Genomic DNA, 15,581 nt, shown 5'->3' on the forward strand with positions numbered 1-15,581 from the left:
CATCCGTAAAATTGAAAATTGCTCGCCAAATATAAAAATTCCTATGGACCCAAGGCACCTGGTGCAGCTCGCCGCGATCCTGGAGAAGGGTTCCATCACCCAAGCCAGCCGCCACCTGCACCTGACCCAGCCCACGCTGACGCACAACATGCAGACGCTGGAGATGCAGGCCGGCGGGCGCTTGTTCGAGCGCAGCCGCTACGGGGTGCGCAGCACGCCGCTGGGCGAGATGCTGGCGCGCGAGGGCCGCGCCATTGCGCGCCGCCTGAAGGACGCGGCCGAGGTCACCGCCCGCCACCGGGGGGGCATCCGCCACCAGGTGCGGCTGGGCATCGGCCCGGTGATCGGCGCGGCGGTGATGGGCGAGCTGGCGCCGGTGCTGCTGCGGCAGTTCCCCGATCTGGCCCTGGCGCTGCAGAACGACCGGCCCCACCTGTTGCTGGAGCAGCTCATCGACGGCGGGCACGACTTCGTGATCGCGCCGTCCTGGCTGGAGCACCCGCCGCCGGGCATCGTGCGCCAGCTGCTGGCCGACGACGAGCTGGGCGTGTTTTGCGCGCGCCAGCACCCCCTGGCGGGAAAGGCCGAGCTGGGCGCCGAGGACGTGGACGACCGCGCCTGGATCAGCCTGGGCACGGCCTCGCCCTTCGATCAGGACGTGCGCGGCAAACTGGAGGCCGTGGGCGTTCAGCGCCTGCGCGTCGAGATCACCGTGTTGGGCGACGCCGCCATGCTGCTGGACATGCTGGCCCAGGGCCAGCACCTGGCGGTGTTGCCGCGCTTCCCGCTGCGCCGCCTGGCGGCGCGCTTCGGCCTGGTGGAGCTGCCCCTGTCCGGCCCGCCCACGCCGCGCCCCATCTACCTGTGGTGCCGCGCCGGCCTGCTGGAGGACGCGGTGATGGGCGAGGTCTCGGAGTTGATCGTGGGGACCGTGCGGGCGTGGGCGCGGTGAGCGCGGCCCGCATCAGGCCGCCGATACCTGGGTGAAGATGCCGTGGGCCGCTTTTCGCAAAGTCACCAACAGGGCGTCCTTGCGGGCGTCGAATTCCATGGACGGAACCGCCAGCCCCAAGGAGGCGGTCATTCGCCAGTGGGCACTCAGGATCGGCACCGAGACGCCGACGATGCCGTTGGTGAACTCGTCCTTGGAATAGGCAACGCCTTCTTCGCGCGCCAACCGGATCTGGCGCCGCAACTCCTTGCTGGAGTGCAGTGACCGGCTGGTGATGGGCCGCAGTTGCACCCGCGCCAGATACGACTCCACGTCCTCGCTGGCCATGTGCGCCAGAAACAGCTTGCCGGACGAGCTGGCGTACAGCGGCGCACGCACCCCCTCGTGCATGGCGTACCCCTGGGCATCGGCGGCCGTCACCCCCAACACCCGCTCGACGATGTCGCCGCGCAGGATGTTCAGCCCACACGAGTACCGGGCCTCGAGCGCCAGCTTCTCCATGTGCGGTCGGGCCTGTGTCACCAGACGCTGGATGTGCAGCCCATGGCGGATCAGGTTCACCGCCGAGGCGCCCAGGCGGTAGGGGCCGTTGGGGCCGAGGGATTGAATGTAGTCGCGGCTTTGCAGCGTCCTCAGCAGTTGGCTCAGGCTGCTCTTGGGGATCGCCGCGCGCAATGCCAGCTCGGCGTGAGAAAGCGAGCGGTCTGAATTGGCCAGGATCTCCAGCAGGTCCAGGGTCCTGTTCGCCGACTTCACCGCACCGCTGCCTGTCGGGGAACTCGGCGGATGGCGCGGCACGGCAACTCCCTAACTGGCGGAAAACCCATTCTGCCCGATGGTGCTGGCCATGTGGTACGCCATCGCCATGTGCGGGCCATGGTTGATGCCTGGGCCAGGGTAAGCACCGCCCATCATGTTCACGCGGTCTGCCCCGACCACATACAGACCGTTGATGGCGCTGCCATCTTGCGCGAGCACTTGGCCCCTCAGGTCGGCCTGCAATCCGTCAAACGTGCTCAGGTCGCCCACCAGCAACTTCAGGCCAAAAAAGGGCGGTCGTTCTATGGGGGCGACGCAGGGATTGGGCTTCCAATCCGGGTCGCCCAGAAAGCGGTTGAAGGCGGTCGAACCCCGCCCGAACTGGGGGTCCCTGCCGGCCGCCGCCGCCCGGTTGAAATCCTCGACGGTCTTGCTCAGCCCGGCGCCGTCAACGCCGAGTTTCTCGCCCAGATCGAACAAGGTGTCGGCCATGCAAAGGTAGCCACTTCTCAGGTGCTGGCGAAACGGCAGCGGTGCCGGTTTGACGAAGCCCAGGCCATAGCGCGCCAGCGCACGGCTGTCACAGATGAGCCACATCGCGGCCTCGGAGCGGTCAGATGCCTCGCGCAGGGCGGCCGAGCACACGTCGTGGTAGGAGTTGGCCTCGTTGGTGAAGCGCCGGCCGCTGCGCAGCACCGCGATGACACCGGGCTTGTAGCGATCGAGCAAATGGGGAAAGACCGCGGGTCCAGAGCGCCCCCTGGGCACGAGGGACAGGGGCATCCAGGCGGCCGGCTGCGGCAACGGTGCCGCCAGGCATCCCCCGGCCGACAAGGCCAGGCGGATACCGTCTCCCGTGATGGATGGCGGGGTGGCGGACAGGGGCTTTCGATCGGCCAGCGCTGTCGGGAAGCGCGCGGCCGTGAGCGCCTGGTCGTGCGAAAACCCGCCGCAGGCCAGCACCACCCCGCACGGCGCCACCAGCCGAAAGGGCTGGCCCCGGAAGGTTCCCGACACGCCTTTGATGCCGTGCTCGTCCCGGATCAGGCCCGTCACCTCGGCGTGGGTGAGCACCGGGATATTGAGGTCGATGGCCACCGCCTTGAACAGCGCGGCAGCCAAGGCGTTGCCACCGGTGACATGCACCGCGCTGCCGTAGCGCAGCAGGTCGACACCATGCGACACCAGGCGTCTGGCGACATACAGGAACGAGGCGAACGACCGGGTGGCCTTGAAGAAATGCTTCAGGTCGGCGTTCGACGAGTTGAACATCATGCCCATGAAGGTGATCGTCTTCAGGGGCGGACGCAGGCGGCGGCGTTCGTGTCGCAGCCGCCGGGTGTCGAACGGCGCGGCCACGAGGGCGCGTCCGATCAGGCTGGCTCCCGGCGCCTCGGGGTGGTAGTCGGGGTAGAGCGTCGAACAGAACCTCACATCGGTCTCGCGTTCGAGGAATTCGACCATTTCCGGCCCCTTCTCCAGGAACAGCTCCACCGAATCCGATGCATAACGATCGGCCATCTCGTGGCGAAGGTACTCGCGCACGGCCGCTGGCGAATCCTGCGGGTTCTGCTGGCGCCCCCTGGCCGTGAGCGGCACCCACAGCACGCCGCCGGAAACCGCCGTGGTGCCGCCGACCAGGGCGTCCTTCTCCAGTACCACCACGCGCATGCCCCGGCGCTGGGCGACGATGGCCGCCGTGAGCCCCGCCGCGCCCGAGCCGACGACGACCAGATCGGCCTCGGGAAGGGCCATGTTGTCGTGGCGCCGGGCCCCGCCGGCGCCGTCACGCTGTGGCGACATGTCATTCCAGCCGGATGTTCTTTTCCCGGATGACCTGGCCCCACAGGGCCGTGTCCCTTTCGATGACCGCTTGGAACGCGTCGGCCGAACCGCCCACCGAGGTCGCGCCCAGCTCCACGGCGCGGGCCGAAAACCGGCGGTCCTGAACGATCTGGTTCAGCGCCTCATTCAAGCGCTGGACGATCGGCCCGGGCGTGCCGGCCTTGGCCACCACCCCGAACCAGGAGTAGAGGTCCAGCCCCGCAATGCCTTGTTCGGCGAATGTCGCCACGGCCGGAAACTGCGCCAGGCGGTCGGCGCTCGATACCGCCAGCGATTTCAGGCGGCCGCTGGCCAGCAAGCCCTTGGACGACATCAGAATGTCGAAGTAGACAGACACCTCGCCGCTCAGCACGGCGGCAAGGGCGGGCGCCGATCCCTTGTACGGCACGCTCACCATCGAGGCCCCCGTCTGGCGCTGGAATATCTCGCCGAACAAGTGCGGGCCAGTGCCACTGCCGGCGGTGGCGTAGTTGACCGCGCCAGGCCGCTCGTTGACCCATCGCACCAGGTCCTGGATGCCATTGCCCCGGAAGGAGTCGGCGACCACCGCCATGTACGGACTTTTCAAGGCCATGCCGATGCCGCGAAAGTCCTTCAACACGTCAAACGAAATGCGGGGGTACAGCCATTTGCCCGTGGTGATGGAATTCGACGCGAGCAACAGGGTATGCCCGTCGGCGGGCCGCGCCATCACGGCTTCCGCGCCGATGATCCCGCTGGCGCCGGGTTTGTTGTCCACGACCACCGGCTGACCGAGCGCCTCGGCCAGCCCCGTGGAAATCGCCCGGGCGGTGATATCCGCCGCACCGCCTGGCGAAAAGGGCACGATCATCGTGATCGGTTTGGACGGATAGGTCTGCGCCCGGCCGACGCCAGCGGCGGCGAGGGCGGTGGCTGATATCAACAATTCGCGTCGGCTGAGCATGGTGGTCTCCTGTGGGGTAGGCAAATTCATTGGCTGACGAATGTTTCGGTGGCGTCTTTGGCGCTGGCGAAGCCGCCGCGGGCGTGAATGACGCCGCGCACGGCGTCCGCGTTCGGGCTGGCACCGCTCGCCGCTTCCAGGGCGGCCATGACGCCCGCCGCTTCGCCCAATGCCATGGCCGTGGCCATATGCCGCGCGCCGCCATTGGCGTGCCGGGTCGCGGAAATCGCCCTGCCCGTGACCACCAGGCCGGACATCGACTCCGGCATGAGGCAACGCATGGGAATTTCGAATGGCCGAGCCGGCACATGAAGCGATATCCCGGTGCCTCCGGTTTCGTGGATATCCATCGGCCCGGCGCCCAGCGCGATCGAATCCGGGAAGTGCTTGAACGACAGGATGTCCTCTTGAGTGAGCGTGTAGCGGCCGGCCATCCGGCGCGTTTCGCGCACCCCGATGTGCCCGGCGACGGCGGCCAGCGTCGCCCGCTGAAAACCCGCCACATGCTCTTTGAGAAACGACAGGATGGAGCCGATCTGCTGTCGCCCCTCGACTTCGGCGCGGCTGAGGTCGCCCGCCTGGGTCGCATCGATCCCGGAGACCCGGCTCATCAGGCAAATGGCGTCCGTGTTGCCCGGGGTGCTGCAAAAGGACAGGCTTTCCCAGAAGATCCGTCCTTCGCGAATGCCTTGCAGGGCCAATTCCCGTTTGCGTGCGCGTGGAATGGCCCGAAAGCTGGCCACGTCGACATTCGACAGGCGAAACATCAACGTGCACGGCTGGACATCCGCGCCATCGGACAATTCGGAAGGGGCCATGGCCACGCCCGCGCCGAAGGCGACCGCGGCGTCGCCGGTGGCGTCAATCACCATGCGCGCGCGGATGGCGCTGCGCCCGGAAATGTCTTCGATGACCACGCCCGTGACGCGCCGATTCGCCACGATCGGGGCGACGACCCGGGTATGGAAACGCACATGCAACGGCGTCGATGCCGCAAGGGCATCGGCGGCGATTTTCAAGACCTCCGGATTGAACGCGAAATGAACGATGGGAATCGGATGTTCGCTGGCTTCCGCCATGAGGTATTGCTTGAATCCCTCGCTGCCATCGAGCGCCACCACCCGGTCGGCCAGCTCTTTGGCGATGCCGCCGACCACGCGGGTATCGCGGTTGTAGAAGCCGATCCACTGGGCCACCATGCCGTAGGTTGCGGTGCCGCCGAGGCAATTGGCGTGTTCAAGCAATAGCGTTCGTGCGCCCAGGCGGCTGGCCGATACCGCGGCGATCAATCCGGAGGCCCCGCCGCCGGCCACCACCACATCAAATTCGTCGGTATAGGGCGTTGCCAATACTTCGTTCAAAACCGGCCGTTGCATGGTTGTCGCTGCTCCAATGGCTTGCAATCGGTCCATGCTATGGGGGCCCCTGAAGGCCGGCCAGGCCTTGTTCACATCCATGAACAGTATTTGCCGAGGGGGCGGTGATCCGTGGGGCCGCGGGCTGCGTAAATCCGACGACTGCCTCCGACGACGACCAGCCGAACGCCAGCCGAACCGCCATGGACCAAAACCCCTCCCATCCGCGATGGCGCCTGCGGGCCGCCCTCGCGTTCGCGGCCGCCGCACTGGCCGCCTGCGCCAGCCGCGGCGGCGCGCCCGCCGCGCGCCTGCCCACCATCCCGACCGCGGGCCAGGTCGACCTGGCCCGCTTCATGGGCGATTGGTACGTCATTGCGCACGTGCCCACCTGGCCCGAACGCGCGGCCTTCAACGCGGTGGAGTCCTATTCCCTGCGCGAGGACGGCAGAATCGCCACCCGGTTTCGCTTCCGCCATGGCGGCTTTGACGCACCGGTGAGCACCATGCACCCCGTGGGCACGGTGCGCCCTGGCACCGGCAACGCGGTGTGGGACATGCAGTTCCTGTGGCCGTTTCAGGCCGAATACGTCATCGCCGAGTTGTCCCCGGACGGGCAGCGCACGCTGATCGCCCGGTCCGATCGCGACTACGCCTGGTTGATGGCGCGCACGCCGCAGATCGCGCCGCAGGCCTACGAGCAGGCCATGGCCCGCCTGCAGGCGCTGGGCTACGACCTCCAGAAGGTGCGGCGCGTGCCGCAGCGCTGGCCTGAGTCGGGGCCCGATGCGGCGCCGCCGCAGCGCGCCAATGAAGGCCCAACCGGGGAAGTGGCGCGCTAAGGCGCGCAGGCCTTGCCGGCCGGCGGGGTGGGGCCTCCCACCCCGTCAAGCCGGCGCGCCCACAGGGTGAGCACCGGCAGCACCAGCGCCCACTGCAGCGACAGCAGAGCCATGGCGATCCCGGGCTCGAGCAATTGGGCCGCGCCCAGGCGCGCGCCCGACAGGAAGGCCAACGGCCCCGCCACGGCGCCCAGTGCGGCGGCCAGCAGGGGGCGGCCATGCAACCAACGCAGGGTCACATTGAGCGAGGTGGCGAAGACCGCCCAGAGCGCGGTCATCCAGAAGGGAGGCAGGGCGGCGCTCCACTGGCCGCTGGCATAGGCCAGCACGCCCTGGCGCAGCACCAGCGTGTCGGCGACGGCACCCAGCCCGGCGGCGAGCAGCATGAGCCGGGCCTCGGCGCGCGGCCGCGGGGCCCGTCGCAGGTGCCACAGCAGCACGGCCAGCGCGGGCAGGGTCCCCCACACGGGCAGGCCATGGGCCGCGCCGAGCACGGCGGCGAACCAGGCGAGCTGGGTCCACAGCACATTGCTCCATTGCCAGCGGCGGTCGGGCGTGGTCTGTGGGGCGGGCATGGCCCTTATACGGAGGAGGCCACGGCTTGGATGCCCCGGCCGGCGCCAGGCGCTGGCGCCGCGCTGCCGATGCCGGTCCCAGAATGCCGCCCCATGCAAGCCTTGCTCGACGCCATCGCGACGATGGCCTTTCCCCTGGGCGCCCAGCGCGTCTTCCATGGCCGGGGCGGTCTCTACCCCGGCTGCGAACACCTGGCGCTGGACGCCTTCCCGCCCGCCCTGTTGCTCACGTCCTTCCAACCCCTCGACGAGGCCGCGCTGGCGGCCGTGGGCGAGGCCCTGGCCGCGCGCTGGCGCGAACTCACGGACGAACCCCTGAGCTGGGTGTACCAGTGCCGCGGCCACGGCGCCGCCACGCGCCTCATGGCCGGGGCACTGCCCGAGCCGCACGTGGTCACCGAGGCCGGCGCGCGCTACCTCGTGCACCTGCTGCGCGGTCAGAACCACGGCCTGTTCCTGGACATGGCCGAGGGCCGGCGCTGGGTGCGCGAGCGCGTGCAGCGCGGCGACCGCGTGCTGAACCTGTTCGCCTACAGCTGCGCCTTCTCGGTGGTCGCGCTGCAGGCCGGGGCCAGCGAGGTGGTCAACGTGGACATGGCCGCCGGCGCGCTGGCCACGGGCCGCGCCAACCACGAGCTGAACGGCCTGCAGGCCGGCGCCCGCTTCCTGGCCCACGACATCTTCAGCTCCTGGGGCAAGCTCACGCGCGGCGGGCCGTACGACCTCGTCATCTGCGACCCGCCCAGTTTTCAGAAGGGCAGCTTCGTCGCCACCAAGGACTACGCCCGCCTGGCCCGGCGCCTGCCGGCGCTGCTGGCCCCGGGCGGGCAGGCGCTGCTGTGCCTGAACGCGCCGGAACTGGGCCTGGCGTTCCTGCGCGAGGCGGTGGAGTCGAACGCGCCGGGGCTGGCGTTCGTGGAGCGCGTGGCCAACCCGGCGGCGTTCCAGGACGCTTCGCCGGAGCGCAGCCTGAAGGTGCTGGCGTATCGGCGGGACTGAGTGGACGCCCGCCCAAGAACTGGTCCGCCACCCTCGGCCTGCCGCGCTCCCTGCTGATCTACCGCGCCATTCCCTGGCGCGGCGCGCAGCGGCGGTGCTTCTACCGCCGCTTCGTGCCGGCGGGCGGCCTGGCCTTCGACGTCGGCGCGCACCTGGGCAACCGCGTGGCGGCGTTCCGCTCGCTGGGCGAACGGCAGCGCCTGCTGCGGCCCGAAGGGATGGGGCCGAGGCGATGCGCGGCTGGCTGCGGGGGCTGCCGGCGGACGCCCGCTCGGGTGACGTGCCCGCCTGGCGGGTGCAGTAGCGGCGCGGCCGCCGCGGCCACGGGGGGACCGGCGGCTCGACTAGGATGGCGGCCCTCGGCCAGAACCCACGGGCCCCGTTCGGCCAGGCCCGGCGTCCCGCATGAACCAACTCACCACCCGCCAAACCACGGTCACGCTCGAAGACGGCTCGCGCCACGCGGCGCTGGAGCTGCTGATCGATGGCGAAAGCCTGATCGAGGCCGTGCTCCGGTACGAGCGGCCCATGGCCGAGGCCGAAGGGCACCCGGGCCTGGCCGCGGCCTACGTGTGGCCGGTGCCGCCTGCGCGGCAACTGGCCGCGCTGCGGCGAGGGGCCGCCGACGCCGACGACAAGCGGGCCTTGCTCGAATGCGCCTGTGGCGAACCGGGCTGCTGGCCGCTGCTGGCCACCGTCACCGTGGGGTCCGCCCAGGTCATCTGGTCGGGTTTCGAGCAACCGCACCGGCGCGCGGACTCGGCCGGCGGGCACTGGGACTACGGCGGCTTCGGGCCGTTCGTGTTCGAGAGAGCGGCGTACGACGCGGCGCTGCGGCCGGCGGTTTAGCTGGGGCCTTGGCCAAGCATGGGGGCTTGCCACGGCCCATGCCGCCCCATCACCGCCCCAGCTCCCTCACCAGGCGAATTCCCACCAGCGTGTACCGCGTCTGCACGGTGTTCCAGTTGCGGAATCCGCAGCGCGCGTACAGCGGCCAGGTGTGCCAGGAGCCGCCGCGCCGCACCTTGACGCTGCCGTCGGCCGGGCCCTTGGGGTCGTCCGGCGGGGAGCGCGCGTAGTAGTCCTCCCCGTACCAGTCCGACACCCATTCCCACACGTTGCCGTGCATGTCCTGCAGGCCAAAGGCGTTCGGCGCGTAGGAACCCACGGGGGCGGTGAAGGCGTGGCCGTCGCGGCCGGGCAGGGCGCGGTCGCGCCAGGCGGGCCAGTTGGCGGCGGCGTCTTCGTCGAAGGTGTTGCCCACGCGGACCAGGCCCGCCGGGTCGTCACCGTGCTGGTAGCGGCCCGTGCCGCCGGCGCGGCAGGCGTATTCCCATTCGGCCTCGGTGGGCAGGCGGTAGGTCCGGCCTTCCTGTTGCGTCAGCCAGCGGGCCAGGGCGGTGGCGTCGTTCCACGTGACGTTGACCACGGGGTGGTCGTCGCCTTGCGCGAAACCCGGGTTCTGCCAGGAGTAGCGGGGCGAGCGGCCCTCGAAGGCGTCGCGCCGGGGGGTGGTGGCGGGGTCGTAGTCGGGGTTGTAGCCATAGCCACCCGTGCCGTCGGCGATGGATTCGGGCACGTGGCCCGAGCGCTGGAGGAAGGCGCGGAACTGGCCCACCGTGACTTCGTGGCGGGCCATCTCGAAGGGCCGGGTGATGCGCACGCGGTGCACCGGCGCTTCGTCGGACAGGCCCTCGAAGCGGGACGGTTCCAGGCCAGGGTAGCTGGCCGCGAGCCTCGACGCCGGCTCGTCGCTGCCCATCGAGAACTCGCCCGCCGGCACCCGCACGAAGGCGATGCCCAGGGTGTCGGTGGCGGGTGGGGGCGCGGCGCAGGCGGCCAGCAGCAGCGGCAAGGCCAACAGGGCCGGGGGGGATGAGCGTCGGAGCGGCATGGGCTTTGCGTTCGGGTGGATTCAGTGTGGCTCGGCCCGGCCGTCGAAGGCCAGCAGCAGCCAGCGCGTCAGATCGTGCATCGCCCCCAGCGCCGGTCCCTGCGGCTGCAGGCCGGGCGTGAAGCCCAGGGCCTGGAACCGCCGGGCCAGCGTGGCGTCGCTGGTGATGAGGTGCACCGGCACGTCCCACGGGGCGTCGCGCCCCGCCACGCCGCCGGGCGGCTGGTGGTCGCCGACGACGATCAGCACCAGTCCCTGGCCGGCCGTGCGCTCGAGGTGGCGCGCCAGCCATTGGAACTGGTAGCGCAGGCTGTCGGGATAGCCCGCGCTGCCCGATTGGCCCGAGGTGCCCGGGGGCGGGCCGCGCAGCGGATCGTCCAGCAGCGCCGGCAGCGGCCGGAAAGGCGCGTGCGTGCTGACCGTGGGGAACACCGCGAACACCGGCCGGCGCGTGGCGGGCGGCGCGCCCAGCTCCTGTTCGTGCAGCAGCGCCATGGCCACCTGGTCGGGGATGCGCCAGTAGCCGATGTCCGGGCCGCGGTAGCCCAGCTGGGCGTCGTCGGCGAAGCGCTCGAAGCCGTAGAAGGCGCCCTCGGGCCAGGGCCGCTTGATGCCGGGCATCCAGCCCACCGTTCGGTAGCCGTGCCGCGCGAAGTGGCTCACCAGCGTGGGCCGCTGGCTGGCCATCAGCAGGTTGTGAAGCGCCGGGTCGGTGATGGCCAGGCCCGACAGCAGGCTGGCGTGCGACAGCCACGAGGCGCCGCCGAAGGTGGCCGCGCGCACGCGGGCCGACAGCACGCGCCGCCCGCTGGCGTCGATGGCGGCCTGCAGCCGCTCGCGCGCCGGCGCCAGCGCGCCCGACAGGGCCGCGTCGTCCAGCGCGACGGCGCCGTAGGACTCCGCGAACAGCAGCAGCACGTCGGCCGCGCGCGCCCCGTCCGCGCCGCGCAGCGATTGCAGGTCGGTGTCGAAGGCCGGACCGGCGCCCAGCGCGGCCTCGCCGCGCCCCGGCCCCAGCACCTGGGCGAACAGCGTGGCCTGGTTCCACAGCGTGGGCGCGAGCGGCAGCGAGAAGAACCAGCGCGTGTCGCGCTGGCCGGGCACGTAGGCGGCGAAGCACAGGCCCAGCGCGGCGGCCGACAGCAGGCTGCCGCGCCGCAGCGCCGGCCAGGCGGCCAGTGCCTGAGACAGCGCGTCGATGGCCCAGCGCGCCAGCGCCAGCAGCAGGGCCGCGCCCAGCGGCAAGGCCAGCGCCGCGAGGGCCACTTGCCACGCCGGCCAGGACCGCGCCGCCAGCGCCACCAGGTCGAGCGCATAGCGGCCGTCCCAGTAGAGGTTGACCGGGCGACCCATCATGGCGGGCGCGGTCACGTCGGCGTAGCGCGCCGCCGCCAGCGCCACGGCGCCCAGCGCCAGCCCCGTGGCCGCGCGCGCCGAGGGGGCGCCGCGCCAGGCCACCCAGGCCGCCAGCAGCGCCAGGCCCAGGCAGAGCTCGAAGGACAGGCGCGGCATGAAACGCACGCCCAGGCCGGGCCACCGGTTTTCGAAGGTCAGCAGGGTGTTGAGCAGCACAAACGCCAGCGCGGCGCGGCCCGCGGTAACGGCCGTCATGGGGGCGCCTTCCCGCTTGCTTCACAATGGCCGGTTTTTTTTCCCGCCACAAGACCGCAGAAAGGACCTGGATGCTTCAATTCAAGAACAAGACGATCGATACCGCCATTTTCGATATGGATGGGACCATGTTCGACACAGAGCGACTGAGGTTCCGTACCCTGTCGCAAGCCGCCGAAGAACTGTTCGGCAAGCCTTTCACCGAGGATGTGCTCATGGGCTCGCTGGGCCTGAGCGCCACCAAAGCTGAAGAACTTGCCAAACAGCACTATGGAGCGGCCTTCCCGTACGCCGACATCCGCCGCCGCGCCGACGAGCTGGAGCTGCAGCATGTGCGCACGCACGGGGTGCCGGTCAAGCCCGGGCTGCTGCCGGTGCTGGAGCGCCTGCGCAAGTCGGGGCTGAAGATGGCGGTGGCCACCTCCAGCCGGCGCGCCATCGCCGAGGAATACCTCATCAACGCGAACATCTTCAAGTACTTCGACCTCTGCGTCTGCGGCGACGAGGTGAAGCAGGGCAAGCCGCACCCGGAGATCTTCCTGCGCGCCGCCGAGGCCCTGAACAGCCAGCCCGAGCGTTGCCTGATGTTCGAGGACTCCGAGAACGGCCTGCGTTCCGCGGCCGACGCCGGCGGCCTGGCCATCCTGGTCGAGGACATCAAGCCGCCGCGGCCGGCGGTGGCCGAGCGTGCCTTCGCGCGCTACGCCAGCCTGCGCGGCTTCCTGCAGGAGCTGGCGGCCTGCACGCCCCGGCTGCCCATGCCAGCGCTCACCGAGCCCTTCCCTCAGGCGGTCAACCAGCTCAAGGCCGGCATCCATGGCTTCGGCGCCATGGGCGGCGGCTATCTGGCGCAGGTGTTCTCGCACTGGGACGGCTACACCCGGCCGGGCGAGATCATCGCCTCCACCGGCAACGCGCTGCTGCGCGACGCCGTCAACGCCTTCGGCAAGTACAGCGTGCGCTACGGCAGCCTGGCCTTTGACCAGACCATCCAGCGCATGCGCCTGGTGGACGCGGCCGACGACGCGGCCGTCGCCGGCATGTACCGCGACTGCGAGATCGTGGCCCTGTGCCTGCCCGAGCAGGCCATGGTGGCCCAGGCCCCGGTGATCGCCCGGGGCCTGGCCGAGCGCTTCGCCGCGCACGGCCGCTCGCTGACGGTGCTGGTGGTGCTCAACAAGGTGGGCGGTGCGCGCTTCGTGCAGGCGCAGGTGGCCAGCGCCCTGCGCGAGCGGCTGCCGGCGCGCCAGGCTGAGCAGGCGCTGGAACGCACGCACTTCTGCGAGACGGTGGTCACGCGCATCGTCTCCAAGCTGTCCGAGGAGGCGCTGCTGCGCCAGCTGCGCATCAAGCACGACCTGTACGAGAAGAACGTCGCCGCCGTGCGCGAGGCCGCGCTGGAGACGGCGGCGCCGGACTACGGCATCGGCGACGACCAGGCCGAGGCGATCTCGCCCATCGTCAGCACCTTGCGCGACGCTGGCGCCCCGGCCAGCGCCCTGGCGCCGCTGCACCTGATCCTGTTCAACAGCGAGACCGACATGCCGCTGTACGCGCAGCGGGGCGGCGAGCTGCTGGAGCACCTGCGCCAGATCGACACCGTGGACGACATCGGCGAGGTCCAGGCGCTCAAGAACCGGCTGTGGAACGGCACGCACGCCATCATTGCCTGGTACGCGGCCTTGCTGGGCTACCCCACCATCGGTCACGCCATGGGCGATGTGCGCGTGCAGGCCCTGATGGACCATCTGCTGGACGTGGAACTCGCCCCCGCGCTCAGGGCCCGGTTCCCGGCGCTGGGGCCGCACCTGTCGGAATTCGTGCACACCTTCCGCCGCCGCTGCGCCCATGCCTTCAAGGACCCCTGCGCACGCGTGGGCCGCGACCCGCTGCGCAAGCTGCAGCGCGATGAGCGCGTCTTCGGCAGCCTGGCGATGGCGCAGGCCCACGGCGTGCCGGCCTCGGGCCTGGCCTTCGGCGCGGCGCTGGCCGTGTGGTACGCGCTGCACCACCCCAATGCCCTGGAGGACGGCGAGTGCCGCACGATCCGCGAGGTCCACGCGCGGGAGGGCTCGCTGCGCGGGGTGCTGTGCTGGCGGGGGGATTACCACGGCCAGGCCTTCGCCGGGCTGGACGCCGACCGCGACGCGGCCCTGCTGGACGCCGTGCAGGCGCACTTCGACCGCCTGCTGGCCGACGGCGAGGCCTACCTCTCGGCGCCCGCCCTGGCGTGATCGCCCGGCGCGCGTGAACGCCCGACCGGCCGGTGGCGCGCGCCGCCGACCGGGCCGGGCCTTCACTGCCGCACCGCCTCGAACTCGATGATCAGCGGCACCTCGTCGCCCACCCAGCCGTTGGCCACCGCGTAGTTCATGCCGTAGGCGCTGCGCTTGAAACTGCCGCGCGCCGATACGCCCATGGTGTAGGGCTTGCGGCCCGGCCCGCCCAGAGGCGACTCGGCGCTCTTGTTCCAGGTGGCCTGCAGGGTGAGCGGCAGGGCCTTGCCCAGCAGCTCCAGCTGGCCGGCGACCTCGAACTGGCGCTCGCCGGTGCGCTTGGCGCCGCTGGCGGTAAAGACCATGCGCGGGAATTCGCCGCTGTTGAGGAAGTCCGGGCCCTTGAGGTGTTCGTCGCGCTTGCGCTGATTGGTGAAGACGCTGGCGGTCTCCACCTCGATGCGCACGTCCGTCAGCGTGCCGCTGGCCTCGTCGAAGCGGTAGCTGCCGCGCGCGGAGCGGAACAGGCCCAGCACCTTGGCATAGCCGATGTGCTCGACCAGGAAGGCGATGGTGATGTGGTCGGGGTCGAGCTCGTAGCGCGCGGCCTGGGCCATCGCGGCCGTGGGAGGGAGCAGCAGCGCGGCGGCCAGGGCGGCGCCGGCGGCCAGCAGGCGGCGGCGCGGGTGGGGGGGCAGGGGGGCGAAGGGGGCGGGGACGGTGTTCATGCGCGGGTCTCCGGGGCGGCGGCGCGCTGGCGCGCCAGGTAGACGATGTCGGTGCCGAACGAGGCGCCGAGCAGCAGCAGCGCCCCCGCCGCCAGGGCCGAGGCCAGCGGCGCCGGCACGCTGGGCCCCAGGCAGACGATGAGCGCGGTGATCTGCGCCACGCACACCGCCTGGCGGCGCACGCTGGGCCGCAGCGGGCCGCCCAGCCAGGGCCAGCACGCGGCGGCGGCCACGAAGGCGTAGCGCATCAGGCCCGAGGCCAGCACCCAGGGCCCCGCCTGGCCGGCCTGCCAGACCAGGGCGCTGAGCGCCAGCAGGAAGGCCGCGTCGGTCTCCATGTCGAAGCGCGCGCCGAAGGGGCTGGCCAGGCCCTGGCGGCGGGCGAGGGCGCCGTCCAACGCGTCCAGCAGCGCGACCACCGTCGCCCAGGCGATCAGCGCCCAGCCACCCCCGGGCTGGGCCGAGGGCGGCGCGGCGGGCACGGCCTCGCCCAGCAGCGCGGCCACCAGCGCCATGCCGGCCAGGCGGCCCAGCGTGACGCGGTTGGCCGCGCCGAAGCGGCGGTGCGGGTGGCCACCCAGGGCCAGACCGCGCCACACCAGCGCGGCGCCCAGGGCGTAGGCCAGCAGGGCCTTGAGCGGGTAGTCCAGGCCCAGTCCACCCCACAGGCCGATGCCGCCGGCCGCCAGCAGCAGCGCCAGCCCCGCGCCGGCCAGGGCGCGGGCGGCCTGCAGCCGCAGGGCCGGGTCCGGGGCCGGCGGGGCGAGGGTCGCGGCGGCGGGGTGCATGGCGTTGGCGCGAGGGGGCCTCTAAGATGAACGGCGAACCCTGAGGTTCCTCGTCTTGGCGCCTGGGCGCAAGCCCTGCTGTCCGGTCCGAC

Annotated in this window: 14 protein-coding genes; 5 read left to right on the forward strand and 9 right to left on the reverse strand. The window is 71.2% G+C overall.

All coding sequences use genetic code 11. The features are described from left to right. Nucleotides 1-43: 43 nt before the first annotated feature. Nucleotides 44-952: a LysR family transcriptional regulator gene (locus JNX00_RS11760; protein WP_204742378.1), complete on the forward strand. Its 909-nt coding sequence runs from the start codon at nt 44-46 to the stop codon at nt 950-952. A gap of 12 nt (nt 953-964) precedes the next feature. Here JNX00_RS11760 and JNX00_RS11765 read toward each other — a convergent pair whose 3' ends face one another. The 4 genes from JNX00_RS11765 to JNX00_RS11780 are packed head-to-tail and all read right to left on the reverse strand — an operon-like array spanning nt 965 to nt 5,857. Further along, nucleotides 965-1,750, reverse strand: a complete 786-nt coding sequence (locus tag JNX00_RS11765) for an IclR family transcriptional regulator (RefSeq protein ID WP_083293039.1) — start codon at nt 1,748-1,750, stop codon at nt 965-967. Nucleotides 1,751-1,759: 9 nt separating this feature from the next. Continuing rightward, nucleotides 1,760-3,514, reverse strand: coding sequence for an FAD-dependent oxidoreductase (locus tag JNX00_RS11770; RefSeq protein WP_275564507.1), 1,755 nt, complete (start codon nt 3,512-3,514; stop codon nt 1,760-1,762). Between the two features lies 1 nt (nt 3,515). Further along, entirely contained in the window at nt 3,516-4,481 is a 966-nt protein-coding gene (locus JNX00_RS11775) for a tripartite tricarboxylate transporter substrate binding protein (RefSeq protein WP_204742379.1), read from the reverse strand. A 26-nt stretch (nt 4,482-4,507) separates the two neighbouring features. Next, nucleotides 4,508-5,857 (reverse strand): FAD-dependent oxidoreductase, encoded by a 1,350-nt coding sequence (locus JNX00_RS11780; protein ID WP_204742380.1) that lies wholly within the window; start codon nt 5,855-5,857, stop codon nt 4,508-4,510. Between the two features lie 182 nt (nt 5,858-6,039). Here JNX00_RS11780 and JNX00_RS11785 point away from each other — a divergent pair, with 182 nt between their 5' ends. Beyond that, a complete protein-coding gene (locus tag JNX00_RS11785; RefSeq protein WP_070398490.1) occupies nt 6,040-6,678 on the forward strand; it encodes a lipocalin family protein in 639 nt (212 codons plus the stop codon). Here JNX00_RS11785 and JNX00_RS11790 read toward each other — a convergent pair. Continuing rightward, nucleotides 6,675-7,253, reverse strand: a complete 579-nt coding sequence (locus JNX00_RS11790) for a DUF2878 domain-containing protein (protein WP_204742381.1) — start codon at nt 7,251-7,253, stop codon at nt 6,675-6,677. The genes JNX00_RS11785 and JNX00_RS11790 overlap by 4 nt on opposite strands. A 93-nt stretch (nt 7,254-7,346) precedes the next feature. Between JNX00_RS11790 and JNX00_RS11795 the strand changes: the two genes are divergently transcribed. Beyond that, complete coding sequence (locus JNX00_RS11795; protein WP_204742382.1) at nt 7,347-8,252, forward strand: class I SAM-dependent methyltransferase; 906 nt, start codon at nt 7,347-7,349, stop codon at nt 8,250-8,252. 405 nt (nt 8,253-8,657) lie between these two features. Beyond that, the gene (locus JNX00_RS11800; RefSeq protein WP_204742383.1) at nt 8,658-9,101 is read left to right on the forward strand and encodes a hypothetical protein; all 444 of its coding nucleotides are present in this window, start codon (nt 8,658-8,660) and stop codon (nt 9,099-9,101) included. Nucleotides 9,102-9,150: 49 nt separating this feature from the next. Here JNX00_RS11800 and JNX00_RS11805 read toward each other — a convergent pair whose 3' ends face one another. Then, nucleotides 9,151-10,146, reverse strand: coding sequence for a formylglycine-generating enzyme family protein (locus JNX00_RS11805; protein ID WP_204742384.1), 996 nt, complete (start codon nt 10,144-10,146; stop codon nt 9,151-9,153). A 21-nt stretch (nt 10,147-10,167) separates the two neighbouring features. Further along, nucleotides 10,168-11,757, reverse strand: a complete 1,590-nt coding sequence (locus tag JNX00_RS11810) for a hypothetical protein (RefSeq protein WP_204742385.1) — start codon at nt 11,755-11,757, stop codon at nt 10,168-10,170. Nucleotides 11,758-11,828: 71 nt separating this feature from the next. Here JNX00_RS11810 and JNX00_RS11815 point away from each other — a divergent pair, with 71 nt between their 5' ends. Next, complete coding sequence (locus JNX00_RS11815) at nt 11,829-13,991, forward strand: HAD family hydrolase (RefSeq protein ID WP_204742386.1); 2,163 nt, start codon at nt 11,829-11,831, stop codon at nt 13,989-13,991. 62 nt (nt 13,992-14,053) lie between these two features. On the opposite strand, the gene JNX00_RS11820 is transcribed toward JNX00_RS11815, so the two are convergent. Both JNX00_RS11820 and JNX00_RS11825 read right to left on the reverse strand, forming a co-directional pair. Continuing rightward, on the reverse strand, nt 14,054-14,701 hold the full coding sequence (locus tag JNX00_RS11820; protein ID WP_070398483.1) for a YceI family protein: 648 nt from the start codon (nt 14,699-14,701) through the stop codon (nt 14,054-14,056). Then, nucleotides 14,698-15,489 carry a CDP-alcohol phosphatidyltransferase family protein gene (locus tag JNX00_RS11825; protein WP_204742387.1) on the reverse strand — a complete coding sequence of 264 codons (792 nt, stop codon included), beginning with the start codon at nt 15,487-15,489 and terminating at the stop codon, nt 14,698-14,700. The genes JNX00_RS11820 and JNX00_RS11825 overlap by 4 nt, the downstream gene beginning before the upstream one ends. Between the last annotated feature and the right edge of the window lie 92 nt (nt 15,490-15,581).

It is taken from the genome of Hydrogenophaga sp. YM1 (assembly GCF_016903055.1).
Taxonomy (GTDB): domain Bacteria; phylum Pseudomonadota; class Gammaproteobacteria; order Burkholderiales; family Burkholderiaceae_C; genus Hydrogenophaga; species Hydrogenophaga borbori.